Raw genomic sequence first — 16,123 nt, 5'->3', positions numbered from 1 at the left:
TACACACGTCCTCAATTTGGCAGAGCTTTGGGCAGCTTTCCGGCAGTGCGCTTCTCTCTCCATGCCAATAAAATTCCTGCAGTTGCGATCATGCCAATACCGACGACCTGCATTAATCCTACCGATTGTCCAAAGGCGATCCATGCAAAGAAGGGTCCGAATATCATGACCGAATACTCGAATACGGCGACGTAGGAAGGCTCTCCTAATTGGTAAGCTTTGATCAGCATGAAAACGGCGATCGTAGACCCAATCGCCTGCAGCACCACCCAAGGCAGGGCTTCATGTATCGGCCAGACCCAACCGCGCATGGCAAACCCCTCTGGGCCTTCAGGCACGTCAACCGGAAACACAGCCAGCCATATCAGACCAATCAACCCTGCCAATCCCAGAGTTACCACCATCGCGGCCAGCAGGGCGACGGTGCTTTCATCACGGCAATGCGTGCGGGTTACAACGGCGCTGAGAGCATAGAAAAAACCTCCAGCTACTGGGATCAGCGTCTTGAGATCAAATGAATTGGGGTCAGGCTGCAAAACACTGAGTATTCCGGCAAAGCCCAAAAGAACGGCCACGATCCGCCAGGGGCCGATATGCTGCTTCAGAAAAAGCGCGGAAATCAGCAGCACAAAAATCGGTGAGGTAAACAGCCCTGCCAACGCCTGCGCAATCGGCATCAGAGCCAGAGCTGTAAAATAAAAAAGCATCGCCATGGTTATCAATACGCTACGCACCGCGACGATGCCGTACCGGCGCGGTTTCAAACCGCCCAAGCCAAGAACCGAAAGAAGCGCAATCAGGGGTAACATCAACGTCGCGCGGCTTAGATGAAACTGCCAAAGCCCAATGCTTTCGGCGACCCGGATCACAAAGTTATCGATGACGCCGATAATGGCCATCGAGGCGACCATCAGTAAAGAGGCCAGCATCGAATGGGATTGTTGTTGTGACTGCATTCCCGCCTCTGCGCTTGATTAGCCAGTGCTGGCCAGAAAACTACCCGCTACAATCAGCACATTTCACAAACCTGACGCAACAGGTTTGCGCCGCTGGTTTTTGCCATGCTAAGCTTAGTGCAAAATAATACTCGAGCAGCATTAACCGATGACCGCACTCAAACAGTACCAGCGGATCGAAGCCACCGGTTTGTGGCGCCCTTCGCCCGATGAACAGCGGCGTGAGGTTGTGGTTTCGATTGGCGAAGCCACTCTGACGATCTCGGATTTCAATGACAGCGCGCTCACGCATTGGTCTTTGGCTGCGTTAGAGCGTCAAAACCCGGGTGCGTATCCCGCCATCTATTGTCCCGACGGCGATCCCGGCGAAACGCTGGAGCTTGCAGAAACGGAAACCACGATGATCGAGGCCATCGATCGTCTGCAACGTGCTATCGACCGCGCCAGACCGCACCCCGGCCGTCTGCGCTGGCTCAGCGTTGCGGGGGTGGCGCTGGCCGTTGTGGCAGTTCTTTTGCTGTGGTTGCCCAGCGCTTTGCAGCGTCATGTCGTTTCAGTCGTGCCAGAGATCAAACAGCAAGAGATCGGTGATACGATCCTGCAGCGCATTGAAAGGGTCTCAGGCAAGGCATGCAATTCACCCGAAGCGCAGGACTCGTTGGACCGGCTTGCAAAACGAACTGGTGTTCGACAGATCGTAATTCTGCCCGCAGGTTTGTCCAACAGCCTAAGCCTGCCGGGGGGGACTGTATTGCTGAATCGCGCGCTGGTGGAGGATCATGAAGACCCCGCCGTTGCCGCGGGGTATGTTATCGCCGCGCGCGCTCGCGCGGCACAACAGGCACCGTTGGACGACCTGTTAGATCGTACCGGCCCAACAACCGCGTTTCGGCTGTTGACGACTGGCGAGTTGACCACTGAAGTAGTCGATACCTACACCGAAGAAATCCTGGCTGAACCTCAACCACAAATTAGCGATGATGATCTGCTGGCAGTGTTCGCTCAGGCCGCCCTTCCCTCAACACCGTACGCTTATGCTGTTGACATCACAGGCGAGTCCGTTCTCGGGTTGATAGAGGCGGACCCCATGGCAGGTCGAACTTTGGAACAGGTATTGCCGGACCGCGATTGGGTCCGGCTGCAGAATATCTGCGGGCAATAGCGCCTATTTGGTGCCGAACATCCGATCCCCGGCATCGCCCAGGCCCGGCATGATGTAGCCCTTGGAGTTCAACTCACGATCCAGCGCCGCAGTCACGATTTTGACATCCGGATGCGCCTCTTTCATGCGAGCCACGCCTTCGGGTGCAGCCAGAAGACAAAGGAAACGGATATCTGCGGCCCCCTGCTCTTTCAGCAGATCGATCGCTGCGGCCGAGCTGTTGCCAGTTGCCAGCATCGGATCAACAGCAATGACCAGACGGTCCTTCAGCCCTTCGGGGGCTTTGAAATAATACTGAACAGGTTTGAGCGTCTCTTCATCGCGATAGAGACCCACAAAGCCGACCCGTGCCGAGGGGATCAGCTCCAACACCCCGTCCAGCATCCCGTTTCCGGCCCTCAGGATCGAAACCAACGCAAGCTTCTTGCCCGCCAATATGGGTGCGTCCATCTCTTCCATCGGGGTTTCGATGTGGCGCGTCGTCAGCGACATCTCGCGGGTGACCTCATAGGCCAACAGCAACGTGATCTCGCGCAACAACTGCCGGAACACGGCGGTCGAGGTGCCCTTGTCCCGCATGAGCGTCAGTTTGTGCTGCACCAGCGGGTGGTCGACGACGGTCAGGTGATCGCTCATGATGTCTCCAGTCTTTTCTTGACCCGCGCGCGGGTCTCTTCATCACAAAAGGCCGCATTAAGGGCCGTTACATTAAGGGCTGCAAAATCTTCGGCTTGCCAGCCGAATGCTGCACCCAACATCTCATATTCGCGCCGCATCGTGGTATGGAAAAACGGCGGATCATCAGTAGATACGGTGACATTGACACCTGCATCGCGCAGTTTCGCAATGGGATGCGCCGCGAAATCGGGGAATAGGCCAAGAACCACGTTCGAGCCCGGACACACTTCCAACGTGATATCTCGGTCGATCAGTTCATGCACAAGGTCCGGGTCTTCGATGGCACGGACACCATGGCCCACACGCTCGACCCCCAGATCGCGAATTGCGTCCCGCACACTATCGGGACCGCCAAATTCGCCAGCATGTGTGGTCAACTGCAGCCCTGCCTCGCGCGCGCACTCAAAGGACCATTTGAAATCACCCTGCGTTCCGACGGATTCATTGCCGCCCATGCCAAATCCGGTGATCCAGTTACCAGCAGTTTCGGCTGCACAATGTGCACTGCGCTTGGCTTGCTCGGGTCCGAAATGGCGCACACAGGTCACGACACCGCGCAGCGTAATCCCGAATTTGCGCTCGGCCTCATCAGCGGCATCCTGGATCGCGGTCAAATAGTCCTTCCATGCATGCAAATCTCCTCCGCCGCAAAAATCGGGGCTAAGGAAAGTTTCAGAATACGCCACCCCGTTGGCTGCGCTTTCTTCGAGAATGGCCAACGTCAATCGGCGAAAATCCTCTGGCGATTTCAGAACCTCGCAGGCAGCCTCGTAGACACTGAGGAAATGTGCAAAGTCGCGAAAATCATACGAACCATCTGGCTTGAAGATCCCGCTCAGATCCACGCGTTTTTCATGCGCCAACTGGCGAATAAAGGCGGGCGGTGCTGCACCTTCGTGATGCAGGTGAAGTTCGATCTTGGGTTGGTCAGCCACAGTCATAGAAAACTCCGCCCCGGTCCTTGCGCCGGGATATTCAGGTGATGCGCGATACTGGCAGCGACATCGGCAAAGTTGATCCGGCCGATTTCACCTGTGCCATGTCCGGCAATCAATACCGGCACTTGTTCGCGCGTGTGATCGGTTCCGATCCAACTGGGATCATTGCCATGATCGGCGGTTAGCAGCATCAGGTCGCCGGGGAGCAGTTTTTGAAGAATGGCACCCAACTCGCGGTCAAACCACTCCAACGCGCGGGCATAGCCGCTGATATCCCTACGGTGGCCATAGATGCTGTCGAACTCGACAAAGTTGGCAAATGTCAGGCTGCCATCTTCGGCTTCGTCCACCAGATCAGAAAGATGGGTCATCAGTTCGGCATCCGAACCTTTGCGCAACGTATCGATCCCCTGCATCGAGAAGATGTCGCCGATCTTGCCAACTGCATACACGTGCCGACCCGCGTCCTGCGCCCAGTTTGTCAGCACCGGGCTTGGGGGTACGATGGCAAAATCCTTGCGGTTGGTGGTGCGGGTAAATCCAGTTTCCGGTGTTCCGATGAATGGCCGAGCTATCACACGGCCAACTTTCATTTTGTGAAGCTGCGGCGCGAGCACCTTGCACAAATCCAGCAAACGGTCGAGGCCAAAGCTCTCCTCATGTGCGGCAATCTGGAACACACTGTCGGCAGATGTATAGCAGATCGGCCAGCTGGTTCGCATATGCTCAGCCCCCAATTCAGCGATGATCGCCGTGCCAGAAGCGTGGCAATCGCCCAGAATGCCCTCGGTACCTGCAGCCTGGGCCGCTGCCCGGCTCAGCTCGGCGGGAAAGGCAGGTGTCGTATCCGGGAAATAGTGCCAGTCCCACGGCACCGGAACGCCTGCCAATTCCCAATGGCCAGAGGGCGTGTCCTTGCCCGGCGAATACTCTCGCGCACATCCCCAGAGACCTGCTGGTGTGGCTTCTAACCCCGGCGTGACATCATTTGAGGCCAGTCGCGTTGCAGCGCCCAGTCCCAGAGCGTCGAGATTTGGCAAATGCAATGGGCCGGAGCGTCCTTCTTCTGCGCGCCCTTCGGCACAGGCCTGCGCAATATGAGCCACCGTGTTCGCACCCGTATCGGGCGTGGCGCCGTTGTAGAACTGATTGGCATCTGGCGCGCCGCCGATACCAACCGAATCCATAACAACAAGGAAAGCGCGGCTCATGCGCTGATCCTTTCGTGTATATGCGGAGGTTGTTCTACTGGCGCATCGCCAAGCGCTACGGCATTCAATACCGCCTCGGACGCAAGTCGCGCTGCATCTTCTCGGGCTGCGTGGACCACGGCCAATGGCGCGCCCTTCTGAACGTGCTGACCCAACCGCAAGATATCCGACAATCCAACCGCCGGGTCGATCTCATCACTCTCAACCTGGCGTCCACCACCCAGGGCAACCACCGCCAGTCCTAGTGCCTCACCATCTATCGCAGAGATGTAGCCATCGCGGGGCGCAGGCACCTCTTGGATCACGTTTGCTTCGGGCAGGAATCGCGCCCAGGTATCGACGAAGTGCACAGGTCCTCCGACAGCGGCCATCATGCGGCCAAACCGTTCGGCGGCGCGCCCGTCACGTATTACTTCTGCGATCCGCGCCCGGCCTTCTTCCGCCGATGCGCACATGCCCGCATCTGCCATCAACACGCCACCCAGTTCAGCAGATATTTCGGCCAAAGGTGAGGATTGACCACTGGTCATGACCTTCATCACTTCGGCAACTTCCAGCGCGTTGCCAAGCGCTGGCGCAAGCGGTTGATTCATGTCGGTGATCACCGCTGAGGTCCGGCACCCAGCGGTATTTGCAGTTTCGGTCAGCGCCCGAGCAAGCTTGCGCGCCTCATCCAACGTCTTCATGAACGCCCCGCTGCCCACCTTGACGTCCAGCACCAGCGCATCCGGGCTGGCGGCCAGCTTCTTTGACAGGATCGACGCAGTGATCAGATCAAGGCTTTCCACCGTCGCCGTCACATCGCGGATCGCGTACAGCCGTTTATCCGCCGGTGCGATCTGCCCCGTAGCGCCGACAATCGCAGCGCCGGTCTCATTCAGTATCTGCGCCAGCCTTGTCTGGCCGATCTGTGTTGTCACGCCGGGGATTGCTTCGAGTTTGTCCAAAGTGCCGCCGGTGTGGCCCAGCCCCCTGCCCGAGATCATTGGTACATAGGCCCCGCATTCGGCCAGGGCCGGTGCGAGAACCAGGCTGACGCAATCCCCGACTCCACCAGTCGAGTGTTTGTCGATCACCGGGCCATCAACATCCCAGTTCAGCACCTCACCGCTGTCACGCATGGCAACCGTCAAATCAGCCCTGCCCTGAGCCCCCAGCCCACCCATGCAGACCGCCATGGCAAAGGCTCCCGCCTGCGCGTCACTTACGCCACCATCAGCCAACCCCTGTGCGAACCAATGCAATTCGGCTGATGTCGGTATCTCGTTACGGCGAAGCTTGGCGATAATCGAACGCGCATCCATCTGATCAGGTGTCCCTCATATGCGCGGCACCAAATGCACCCGGCAACAGATCAGCTATTGTGGTTTTGGTTTCAAGACCATCGGCAGTCGCCATAGTGACCACCACATCGCCTTTTCCGAATTCAGCCAGTTTCTGACGGCAGCCGCCGCAAGGTGGCACCGGATGCGGACTGCTGGCAACCACGTAAACTTCGGTCAGTTCTTTGTCGCCTGCGGCGATCATCGCGGCAATCGCCCCTGCCTCGGCGCAGGTGCCTTCTGGGTAGGCTACGTTTTCGACATTGCAGCCGATGTAAACCGTGCCTGAACCTGCCCGGATCGCCGCCCCGACCTTGAAATTCGAATAAGGCGCGTGCGCATTTTCACGAGCAGCCAAAGCAGCATCTTTCAAAGACATGACGATTCCCAATTTTTGATCACTTGGTCAGAATGTCATACCCTAAATGAAAGCGCCGGGGAATTTGAAGCCCCCGAGCGCGGATAATCACAAGCATTTAGCCCAGAGTCGTGTTGAATGTGCCGGGCAGCGTTACTTCCAACAATTCGACATCGTCAGTTGGATCAGACAAACGAGTTCTCATGCCAGGTGGAATGACGAAGGCGTCGCCCTGTTCCAGCCGATAGGGTTCGCGCCCCTCACCCTCAAGTGTGACCTCGCCATCCATCACAAAGGTAAAGTGGATATCAGTATCGTGGCTGGCCCACTCTGGCTGACCTTGCCCGCGACGGAAGACCTGCACACCCGCGACACCCTTGGTGTTTTCGGCAATGGTTGTGTCGCGACAGACATATCCGGGCAGACGGAAAGGTATCCACTCCGCGTCTTTGGCCTGATTATAAACAAACCGTTGGCCCTGCCATTCCCGGTCCGGTCGGAAGTGTGGTGTTGGCAGGTCCATCTCGTGGTCGATCTCGGTCACATGTTCAGCCGGTACACCAATCTCGATCACCTGCACGTTGTCCGATGCCTCAAGCACTCGGTGACGGATTTCGGGCGGTTGAATAAAGCAATCACCCGCTGTCAGGCGCATTTTCTCACCCTGATCCTCGTAAACCACATCCACCCAACCGTGGATGCAGAAGATAAGCTGAAACCCGACCTTGTGAAAATGCACCATGTCCGGCACCGGGCCGCCATCGGGAATGCGGATATGACTGGCGATGATCGAACCGCCCAACCTGTCAGGCACCAGATCGCGATAATGCATCCCTGCCCGCCCTATGATCCAAGGTGCCTGATCTTTGAGGCGGCGAACAACAAATGAATGAACCGTTTCCGGCATAACCAGCGGTGGATCCAGTTCCTCTATTTCGATCCGGGTGCCATTTGGTGCGACAAGACTGCGCTGGCCGTCAGCGAACCTGTCGGGGTCAGACGTCAAAATGCGCAAGGTCCCAGGAGACCCGGATGCGTCTTTCTCGATCCGCAAACGTAAACCATGTCCGGAAAACACAGCGGTATTTGGATCGTCGGCTGGATAGATCATGTCCATCCGCATCCCCAGCACCTTGGTGTAGAACGGAATATCGTTGCGGAGTTCCTGCGTCGGCAGGCGGATTTCAGCGCGCGTCTGGAAGTCTTTCGGATCGCTTGTCATTCTGTATCTCTTCGGATCTGATTTTTGGCCATCCGATCAGAACAGCGGCCAAAATGCCAATTGAAAAGTACATTTCAAGCGTTTCTTCAAGCACGAACAGGCGCGTAGCCATCGTGACCGAAAGGCTTTCCGAGAAAAATCCACTGACTTCTTCGAGTATCTGCGCCAGTACAGCAACACTTCCGGCTAGGACAAATACCGTCAGAAATGGTGCGCGGATCCTAAGTGCGCGTACTCCGTTTGGTATCCCGTGCCAAAGCAAACCACCAATGACAATCACGCCCAAAGCGATCCGGACTGTGGTCGCATCAAGCAGTAAATCCAGCCATTCTAGCACGACGAAAAGTACGCTGCCTTCGGTGTAGACCTCTGCTTCCAGCTCGCGCTCGGCCAACAGTAGGCAGACAAGTGCAATATATAAGCGCGAGAGGCCTGGAAAACGCACCAGCGCGACCAGCCCGGCAGTCAGCAACGCAGTGGCTGAAATTGTCTCGATCAAGCCGCCCTCTTGGTTGAATGCTGCGGCCTGCAAAGGCCAGATCATGATCACGCAAAGCAGAACAACAGCCAAAGAAAGCGAACCAACCAAGGCACCCCCTTTGGTGCCAAGCCTGTCAAAAGCGGTGGCCATTTGCGCGTCAGCACAAGCTTTGTTTTTATTGCGCATGATCAGATCCATCGCTTCTGAGGCCCGTTAGATTGTCGGGAATTGACTGTACATAGAAGCAAAGCATCAAATCTCAACCAGCAACCCCTTAACGTATCCGTGAGACCTTATTTCGACAGCAATCCGAGGCGACATAGCCAAGCGTTGAGAAATGGTTTAACCATCAAACGAATATTGGAACGGAGTTGAATTGCCGATGTCTGACACACCGAACCTGCGACAGGCTGCGCTTGAATATCATGCCCATCCGAAGCCCGGAAAGCTTGAGATCAAGGCCACGAAGCCGATGGCAAACGGCCGGGACCTTGCACGCGCTTATTCGCCTGGAGTGGCCGAAGCCAGCCTCGAGATCAAAAGCGACGCAGCCAATGCAGAAAAATATACTGCGCGCGGCAATCTGGTGGCTGTTGTTTCGAACGGCACTGCGGTTCTGGGGCTCGGCGACATCGGTGCTCTGGCATCAAAGCCGGTGATGGAAGGCAAGGCGGTCCTATTCAAAAAATTCGCTGGCATCGACTGTTTTGACATCGAGGTGGATCAGCCTGACCCCGAAAAACTGGCAGATATCGTCTGCGCGTTGGAACCGACTTTTGGCGCGATCAACCTTGAAGACATCAAGGCACCGGATTGTTTCATTGTTGAAAAACTGTGCCGAGAGCGGATGAATATCCCCGTCTTTCACGACGACCAGCACGGCACCGCGATCGTTGTTGGGGCCGCTGCCAAGAACGCCCTGCATGTGGCAGGCAAGAAGTTTGAGGATATCAAAGTTGTCTCAACCGGTGGTGGCGCCGCGGGGATCGCCTGCCTCAGCATGTTGGTGAAGCTTGGGGTCAAACGCGAGAATATCTGGCTGTGTGACATTCACGGTCTGGTCTATGAGGGCCGCGCCGAGGATATGAACCCGCACAAGGACCAGTTTGCCCAAAAAACCGATCTACGCACTCTGGACGATGTGATCCCGGATGCCGATCTGTTCCTGGGGCTGAGTGGACCGAACGTGTTGAAGCCCGAGATGGTTGAAAAGATGGCTAAAACCCCGATCATCTTTGCATTGGCCAACCCAACTCCGGAAATCCTGCCACAAGCGGCACGCGAAGTTGCGCCAGATGCAATCATTGCAACCGGCCGCAGCGATTTCCCGAACCAAGTGAACAATGTCTTGTGTTTCCCGTTCATCTTCCGGGGTGCCCTGGATGTTGGTGCGACTGAAATCAATGACGAGATGCAAATCGCCTGCGTCGACGGAATTGCCGACATGGCCCGTGCGACAACCAGCGCTGAAGCTGCGGCAGCCTACAAGGGAGAGCAGTTGACCTTTGGGCCGGATTATCTGATCCCCAAACCTTTCGACCCGCGCCTCGTCGGAGTCGTTTCGTCATCTGTTGCGCAAGCAGCCATGAAAAGTGGGGTCGCAAAACGGCCCATTGATGACCTAGAAGCCTATAAGGAACGGCTAAATCAGACTGTGTTCAAATCGGCTCTTCTGATGCGACCAGTATTTGAAGCCGCAGCAGTTGCTTCCCGGCGGATCGTTTTTGCGGAAGGCGAGGACGAGCGGGTATTGCGTGCAGCACAGGCTATTTTGGAAGAAACCACAGAAACCCCGATCCTGATTGGTCGCCCGGACGTAATCGACGCACGATGCGAACGACTGGGGCTGACAGTTCGTCCGGGGCAGGATTTCCAGATTGTGAACCCGCAGGACGATCCGCGCTACTACGACTACTGGAACTCATATCACCAGATCATGCAGCGGCGGGGGGTCACTCCGGACCTCGCAAAAGCCATCATGCGCACCAACAATACTGCAATTGCGGCGATCATGGTGCATCGCGGCGAAGCTGACAGCATGATCTGCGGTACATTCGGCGAATACCGCTGGCATCTCAATTATGTTGAGCAAGTTCTGGATGATGGCGATTTACGCCCGCACGGCGCGCTGTCACTTATGATTCTGGAAGACGGCCCCCTATTCATCGCCGACACGCATGTACGGCAACTGCCCACCCCCGAGGAACTCGCCGAAACAACCATCGGCGCAGCCCGTCACGTGCGGCGGTTCGGACTGGAGCCGAAGATTGCATTCTGTTCGCAATCGCAGTTCGGCAATCAGGCAGAGGGATCGGGCAAGCGCCTTCGGGCGGGCCTTGAGATACTCGATTCTGAGCCGCGCGATTTCAGCTATGAGGGCGAGATGAACTTGGACCTGGCCCTTGATCCTGAATTGCGTGCACGTATTTTCCCGAACTCGCGTATGGAAGGCGCTGCGAATGTCCTGATTTTCGCACACGCGGATGCAGCAAGCGGGGTGCGTAACATCCTCAAGATGAAAGCGGACGGGCTAGAGGTGGGACCGATCTTGATGGGAATGGGAAACAAAGCCCATATCGTAACGCCATCAATCACTGCCCGGGGGCTGTTGAACATGGCGGCCATCGCCGGAACGCCAGTGGCACATTACGGGTAAACTGGGCGCGGCGGTAAGAGGATACTCACGAACGGGCTCCGGACCAGTTGCCCAAGTTGATTCTATTGGCACAGTCGCTTTTGCAGCGGTGAGTTAGCAAATTTGCAAAACCTTAGATGGATCAACTAGAGGGTCATAAATATCAGAGAATTTGCAAAACTTTGCAGTCCAATCTGAAAGGTTCTGCAAAGATTTTGCGATAAACTGACGCGCCGCATTCCGCGTCGCTTGCCCGAGGCACCTTCGGCGCCTAACACAAAACGCGAGGAATTTGGGAGGAGGCCATCATGGCATATCAGGACGTCTACGAGAGCTGGAAGAACGACCCCGAAGCATTCTGGATGGATGCGGCAAAAGGGATCGACTGGGTTCAAGAGCCCAGCAAAGCTCTGTTCGACGACAATGCGCCTCTCTATGAATGGTTCAGCGATGCCAAGGTAAATACGTGCTGGAACGCAGTCGACCGGCATGTGGAAAACGGTCGTGGCGAGCAGACCGCGATCATCTATGACAGTCCCATCACACATACCAAACGCGAAATCTCCTACGTCGAGCTGCGCAACAGGGTCGCTAATCTGGCCGGTGCGCTCCGCGCGAAAGGCGTTGAGAAAGGGGACCGGGTCATCATCTATATGCCGATGATCCCTGAAGCGTTGGAGGCCATGCTGGCCTGCGCCCGCCTTGGAGCGGTGCACTCGGTGGTGTTCGGCGGCTTTGCCAGCAACGAGTTGGCCGTGCGTATCGATGATGCGAAACCCAAGGCGATCATCGCCGCTTCATGCGGGATGGAACCGGGTCGTGTCGTGCACTACAAACCGCTGTTGGATGGCGCGATCGATCTTGCCAGCCACAAGCCCGAGTTCTGCGTAATCTTCCAACGTGAACAGGAGGTTGCACAACTTATAGAAGGGCGCGATGTCAATTGGCATGGGTTCCAATACGGAACTGAACCTGCAGAATGCGTGCCTGTAAACGGCAACGATCCGGCGTATATTCTGTATACCTCGGGCACCACCGGGGCTCCAAAAGGTGTCGTGCGCCCGACCGCTGGCCATCTGGTCGCGCTGAATTGGACGATGAAGAACATCTACAACGTTGATCCAGGTGACGTGTTCTGGGCAGCGTCAGATGTGGGCTGGGTCGTGGGGCATTCCTATATCTGCTACGCTCCGCTGATCCATGGCAATACGACCATTGTGTTCGAAGGCAAACCCGTTGGCACGCCAAACGCTGGCACCTTCTGGCGTGTGATCTCCGAACATAAGGTCAAAAGTTTTTTCACGGCCCCGACAGCCATTCGCGCCGTCAAACGCGAAGACCCCGATGGGAAGTTGATGTCGAAATACGACCTCTCCCGCCTGAAGGCGCTATACCTTGCAGGTGAGCGGGCCGACCCGGACACCATCATCTGGGCGCAGGATGCGTTGAATGTCCCGGTCATCGATCATTGGTGGCAAACCGAAACCGGATGGACAATCGCGGGTAATCCACTTGGTATCGAGGAACTTCCGATCAAATTGGGTTCACCTGCAAAGCCCATGCCAGGCTATGACGTTCAAATTCTGGACGAAGGTGGCCATCCCATGAAACCAGGTGAATTGGGAGCTATCGCGGTCAAGCTGCCATTGCCCCCAGGTACGTTGCCGACCCTCTGGAACGCCGAGGCGCGGTTCAAGAAGTCGTATCTGGAGCATTTCCCAGGCTACTACGAGACCGGTGACGCAGGCATGATCGACGAAGACGGTTATCTTTATATCATGGCGCGCACCGATGATGTCATCAACGTTGCTGGCCACCGTTTGTCGACTGGCGGGATGGAAGAGGTGCTGGCTGCGCACCCCGATGTGGCAGAATGTGCCGTGATTGGCGTGTCGGACCAACTAAAAGGGCAAATGCCGGTTGGATTCTTGTGCCTCAATGCCGGATCTGAACGGAACCACCAGGATGTGGTGGCGGATGTGGTCAAGATGGTCCGGGACAAAATCGGGCCTGTCGCTGCGTTTAAGAATGCGGTGGTGGTAGATCGCCTACCCAAGACGCGATCGGGCAAGATCCTGCGAGGCACGATGGTGTCGATTGCGGATGGCGATGAATACAAGATGCCTGCCACCATCGATGATCCAGTTATTCTGGACGAGATCAAATCGGCCCTGCAAACCATCGGTTACGCGCAGTAACTTTGCAATGGAATCCAACAGTGCACCAAAAAGGCGCACTTGATTTGCGCTAAAGCGCGAATGCGAGGCTCTGCCTCGCGCTCCGGGATATTTTCGGCCAGATGAAGGGTGGATCCGTTTTGTCTTACTGGGGCTTGTCATTGGTCGCGCCTCCCCTCAGGTTGAAGTGAGGAGGACGAGCATGACAAACGGCGAGATTTGGCGTCTGAGTGCGACCGAACTGACTGTTCTGACAAAAAAGGGCGATCTGAGCGCGGAGGAAGTCGTCAAGGATGCATTGGTGCGTATGCACCAAGTGAACCCCGAGTTGAATGCAGTTGTGGAAGATCTTGGTGCGGAGGCGATGGAGCGTGCATCCGCTCTTGACCGTGCCCGTCGTGATGGTGCTTTGGCTGGTCCCCTGCATGGTGTTCCGGTTACGATCAAGGTGAATGTGGACCAGAAAGGTCATGCAACCACCAATGGCGTGGTGGCCCTGAAGGATGTCATTGCACCAGATGATGCTCCTGTGGTCTCAAACTTGCATAAAGCAGGTGCGATTGTCATCGGGCGGACCAATACCCCCGAATTTTCATTCCGTGCTGATACGGACAACCCGCTTCATGGGCGCACGCATAATCCCTGGGGCCGCCATATTTCACCCGGCGGATCGTCTGGTGGCGCCGGCGCGGCCGTTATGGCGGGAATAGGCGCTCTGGGTCATGGCAACGATATCGGTGGTAGCCTGCGTTTTCCCGCCGCAGCCAATGGTGCGGTCACCGTGAAACCGGGGCTTGGCCGCGTGCCCGCGTGGAACCCAAGCCAAAAGGCCGAGCGGGGAATGCTGGCGCAGTCGATGTCGGTTCAGGGGGTGATTACCCGAACGGCCGCAGATTTACACCTGTCTATGCCAAGCCTGATTGAACCAGACCCTCGGGATCCCTTTCACGTACACCTACCCTGGCGCGGCAATATGCAAGACGGACCGATCAAGGTCGCCTTCACAAAAAACACGTTCGGCTACGCATTGCATCCAGAAGTAGACAAGGCGCTGGATACGGCACGGGACGCCTTAATCGATGCCGGATATCTGGTTGAAGAGATTGATCCGCCAGATGTGTTCGAATGCGGCAGGTTGGGCTACCGCGCGCTGATGGGCGAAGTGCTGACCTTGATGAAAGGTGATATCGAAGCTGCCGGATCGCAAATCATCCGCGACATTTTTGAAGTTTATTTCCAAGAGTTTCCCCCGATTGTCGGAGACGATCTGATTCAGGCCCTTGCGCAGCGCAGCCACCATGCGCGCGAATGGTCATTGTTCCTGCAGGATTATCCGTTAGTCCTGTCTCCATTTCTGCCGCAGCCATTTTTCAAGCCTGATCGAGACACCGAAGGCGCGGAGGGTGTTCATGAGGTGCTGGGCTGTGCAGTATATTCTTATGCGATGAACTTTCTGGGGTTGCCCGCTGCCAGCGTTCCCGCACGCCTTGCGGAATTGCCGAATGGCCCCCAACCGATCAACATTCAGATCGCTGCCCGGTGCTGGCGCGAAGATATGGCCGTAGATGCCGCAGCCGCCATCGAAGAGCGCGTCGGGCAGATGGCCCCGATTTTATGGGAGCAAATGAGCAATTAGGTCCAACTTGTGCCCACGTAGCAGCTTGCCATAGAGAATAGACCCCGGGGTTTTGTGCCCGGGGTCCGCATAATAAAATATGCCCGGATTTTAGAAGACGAGCGTAGCACCACCCACCCTCGCCAGCGCAAAAACTGCGCAATCATTCGAAAACACCGTCAGATGGCCACTCACTTCCACCTTGGCGTGTTCTCCGGGCAAGTTGAAGCTAACAAACCATTATCGGTGTGGATGTGAACTGGTTCACACAAACGACAGGAAATTTATCAATTCGCTCACATTTATGTGAACTGTTCGGAAATCAGTCGCTCCTCCAATCCATGCCCCGGATCAAAAAGTATCCGGTGTTGGATGCTCGTATCAGACCTAATTTCGACCCAGTCGATATCTGGAAAAGAGATTGAATCAGCCGCAACGATAACTGGTCGCTTGTCAGCATCGATCACGTCGAACCTGACCTTTGCCATTTTCGGCAGCAAAGCACCGCGCCACCTTCGCGGGCGAAATGCCGCGATGGGTGTCAGCGCCAACACGTCTGCGCCAATCGGAACAATAGGTCCATGCGCAGAGTAGTTATAAGCCGTTGAACCCGCAGGAGTGGCGAGTAATGCGCCATCACACACAAGCTCGGCCATGCGAACACGCCCATCCACACTAATCCTGAGTTGCGCTGCTTGCGGTCCTGCACGCAACAGCGACACCTCGTTGATCGCCAGCGCTTCGTGTTTTTGGCCAGACTGATCCATCGCGGTCATTGCCAATGGGTTGACGACCTCTTCCTCTGCCTCGGCAAGCCGAGCCATCAGATCGGTCTCGGCATATTCGTTCATCAGAAACCCGATGGTCCCGCGGTTCATACCGTAGACTGGTGTATTCAGATGCTGGATACCCTGCAGCGTTTGCAGCATGAAGCCATCCCCACCCAGCGCGACAACCACATCCGCATCCCTGGGTGCGGCATTTCCATAGCACGCCACAAGAGAGTCTCGGGCAGTTTGCGCCACTTTGGCATCGCTGGCCAGAAAGGCGATTCTCTTGGTCATGTTTTATGGTTTCCAGTGCTGCACATTTGGTTCCGAAACAAACATACCTTTCCGCAATAGGCCAGACTTGACGCCATAGCGGGCCAATTCGTCGCTTTACAGCCTTTCTGATTTCTACCGTTTCCGATAGGAAATCCGCCAGATAAACCCCAGCCCTGTGGAGCCATTATGAACGCCAATCTTCGTGATACCGGTTTCTTCACCCAATCCCTTGCCGATCGTGACCCCGAGCTATTTGGCTCGGTCACATCCGAATTGGGCCGCCAGCGCGATGAAATCGAGCTGATCGCATCGGAAAACATCA

General features: G+C 56.2%; 13 protein-coding genes and 1 pseudogene. 5 read left to right on the top strand and 9 right to left on the bottom strand.

The features are described 5' to 3' along the window. Positions 1-11 precede the first annotated feature (11 nt). On the bottom strand, positions 12-956 hold the full coding sequence (locus tag G7G_RS0104505) for a DMT family transporter (protein ID WP_010438875.1): 945 nt from the start codon (positions 954-956) through the stop codon (positions 12-14). Between the two features lie 148 nt (positions 957-1,104). On the opposite strand from G7G_RS0104505, the gene G7G_RS0104500 reads away from it, so the two are divergent. Then, the gene (locus G7G_RS0104500) at positions 1,105-2,118 is read left to right on the top strand and encodes a hypothetical protein (RefSeq protein ID WP_010438872.1); all 1,014 of its coding nucleotides are present in this window, start codon (positions 1,105-1,107) and stop codon (positions 2,116-2,118) included. A gap of 3 nt (positions 2,119-2,121) precedes the next feature. Here G7G_RS0104500 and upp read toward each other — a convergent pair whose 3' ends face one another. The 7 genes from upp to G7G_RS0104465 form a co-directional block, all read right to left on the bottom strand. Next, complete coding sequence (upp, locus tag G7G_RS0104495) at positions 2,122-2,754, bottom strand: uracil phosphoribosyltransferase (RefSeq protein ID WP_010438870.1); 633 nt, start codon at positions 2,752-2,754, stop codon at positions 2,122-2,124. Further along, a complete protein-coding gene (locus G7G_RS0104490) occupies positions 2,751-3,737 on the bottom strand; it encodes an adenosine deaminase (RefSeq protein WP_010438868.1) in 987 nt (328 codons plus the stop codon). The genes upp and G7G_RS0104490 overlap by 4 nt, the downstream gene beginning before the upstream one ends. After that, positions 3,734-4,945, bottom strand: coding sequence for a phosphopentomutase (locus tag G7G_RS0104485; protein ID WP_010438866.1), 1,212 nt, complete (start codon positions 4,943-4,945; stop codon positions 3,734-3,736). The genes G7G_RS0104490 and G7G_RS0104485 overlap by 4 nt, the downstream gene beginning before the upstream one ends. Beyond that, a complete protein-coding gene (locus tag G7G_RS0104480; RefSeq protein ID WP_010438864.1) occupies positions 4,942-6,249 on the bottom strand; it encodes a thymidine phosphorylase in 1,308 nt (435 codons plus the stop codon). The genes G7G_RS0104485 and G7G_RS0104480 overlap by 4 nt, the downstream gene beginning before the upstream one ends. A gap of 4 nt (positions 6,250-6,253) precedes the next feature. Then, positions 6,254-6,646, bottom strand: coding sequence for a cytidine deaminase (locus G7G_RS0104475; protein WP_010438862.1), 393 nt, complete (start codon positions 6,644-6,646; stop codon positions 6,254-6,256). A gap of 97 nt (positions 6,647-6,743) precedes the next feature. Beyond that, entirely contained in the window at positions 6,744-7,847 is a 1,104-nt protein-coding gene (locus G7G_RS0104470; protein WP_010438860.1) for a cupin domain-containing protein, read from the bottom strand. Further along, positions 7,810-8,514, bottom strand: coding sequence for a hypothetical protein (locus tag G7G_RS0104465; RefSeq protein WP_139056594.1), 705 nt, complete (start codon positions 8,512-8,514; stop codon positions 7,810-7,812). The genes G7G_RS0104470 and G7G_RS0104465 overlap by 38 nt, the downstream gene beginning before the upstream one ends. Before the next feature lie 196 nt (positions 8,515-8,710). On the opposite strand from G7G_RS0104465, the gene G7G_RS0104460 reads away from it, so the two are divergent. The 3 genes from G7G_RS0104460 (at position 8,711) to G7G_RS0104450 (ending at position 14,776) form a co-directional block, all read left to right on the top strand. Further along, positions 8,711-10,984, top strand: coding sequence for an NADP-dependent malic enzyme (locus G7G_RS0104460; RefSeq protein WP_010438856.1), 2,274 nt, complete (start codon positions 8,711-8,713; stop codon positions 10,982-10,984). Positions 10,985-11,271: 287 nt separating this feature from the next. Then, positions 11,272-13,161, top strand: a complete 1,890-nt coding sequence (prpE, locus tag G7G_RS0104455; protein ID WP_010438852.1) for a propionate-CoA ligase PrpE — start codon at positions 11,272-11,274, stop codon at positions 13,159-13,161. Positions 13,162-13,342: 181 nt separating this feature from the next. Next, on the top strand, positions 13,343-14,776 hold the full coding sequence (locus tag G7G_RS0104450) for an amidase family protein (protein ID WP_010438849.1): 1,434 nt from the start codon (positions 13,343-13,345) through the stop codon (positions 14,774-14,776). A gap of 281 nt (positions 14,777-15,057) precedes the next feature. Here G7G_RS0104450 and G7G_RS0104445 read toward each other — a convergent pair whose 3' ends face one another. Continuing rightward, positions 15,058-15,819 carry an NAD kinase gene (locus G7G_RS0104445; protein WP_010438846.1) on the bottom strand — a complete coding sequence of 254 codons (762 nt, stop codon included), beginning with the start codon at positions 15,817-15,819 and terminating at the stop codon, positions 15,058-15,060. A gap of 168 nt (positions 15,820-15,987) precedes the next feature. On the opposite strand from G7G_RS0104445, the pseudogene glyA reads away from it, so the two are divergent. Then, a pseudogene (gene glyA / locus G7G_RS24200) lies at positions 15,988-16,123 on the top strand (serine hydroxymethyltransferase); the annotation flags it as partial.

The sequence above is a fragment of the Ruegeria conchae genome (assembly GCF_000192475.1).
Taxonomy (GTDB): domain Bacteria; phylum Pseudomonadota; class Alphaproteobacteria; order Rhodobacterales; family Rhodobacteraceae; genus Ruegeria; species Ruegeria conchae.
Note: the sequence above shows the minus strand (reverse complement) of the source record. Positions and strands in the feature narration are given on the sequence as shown.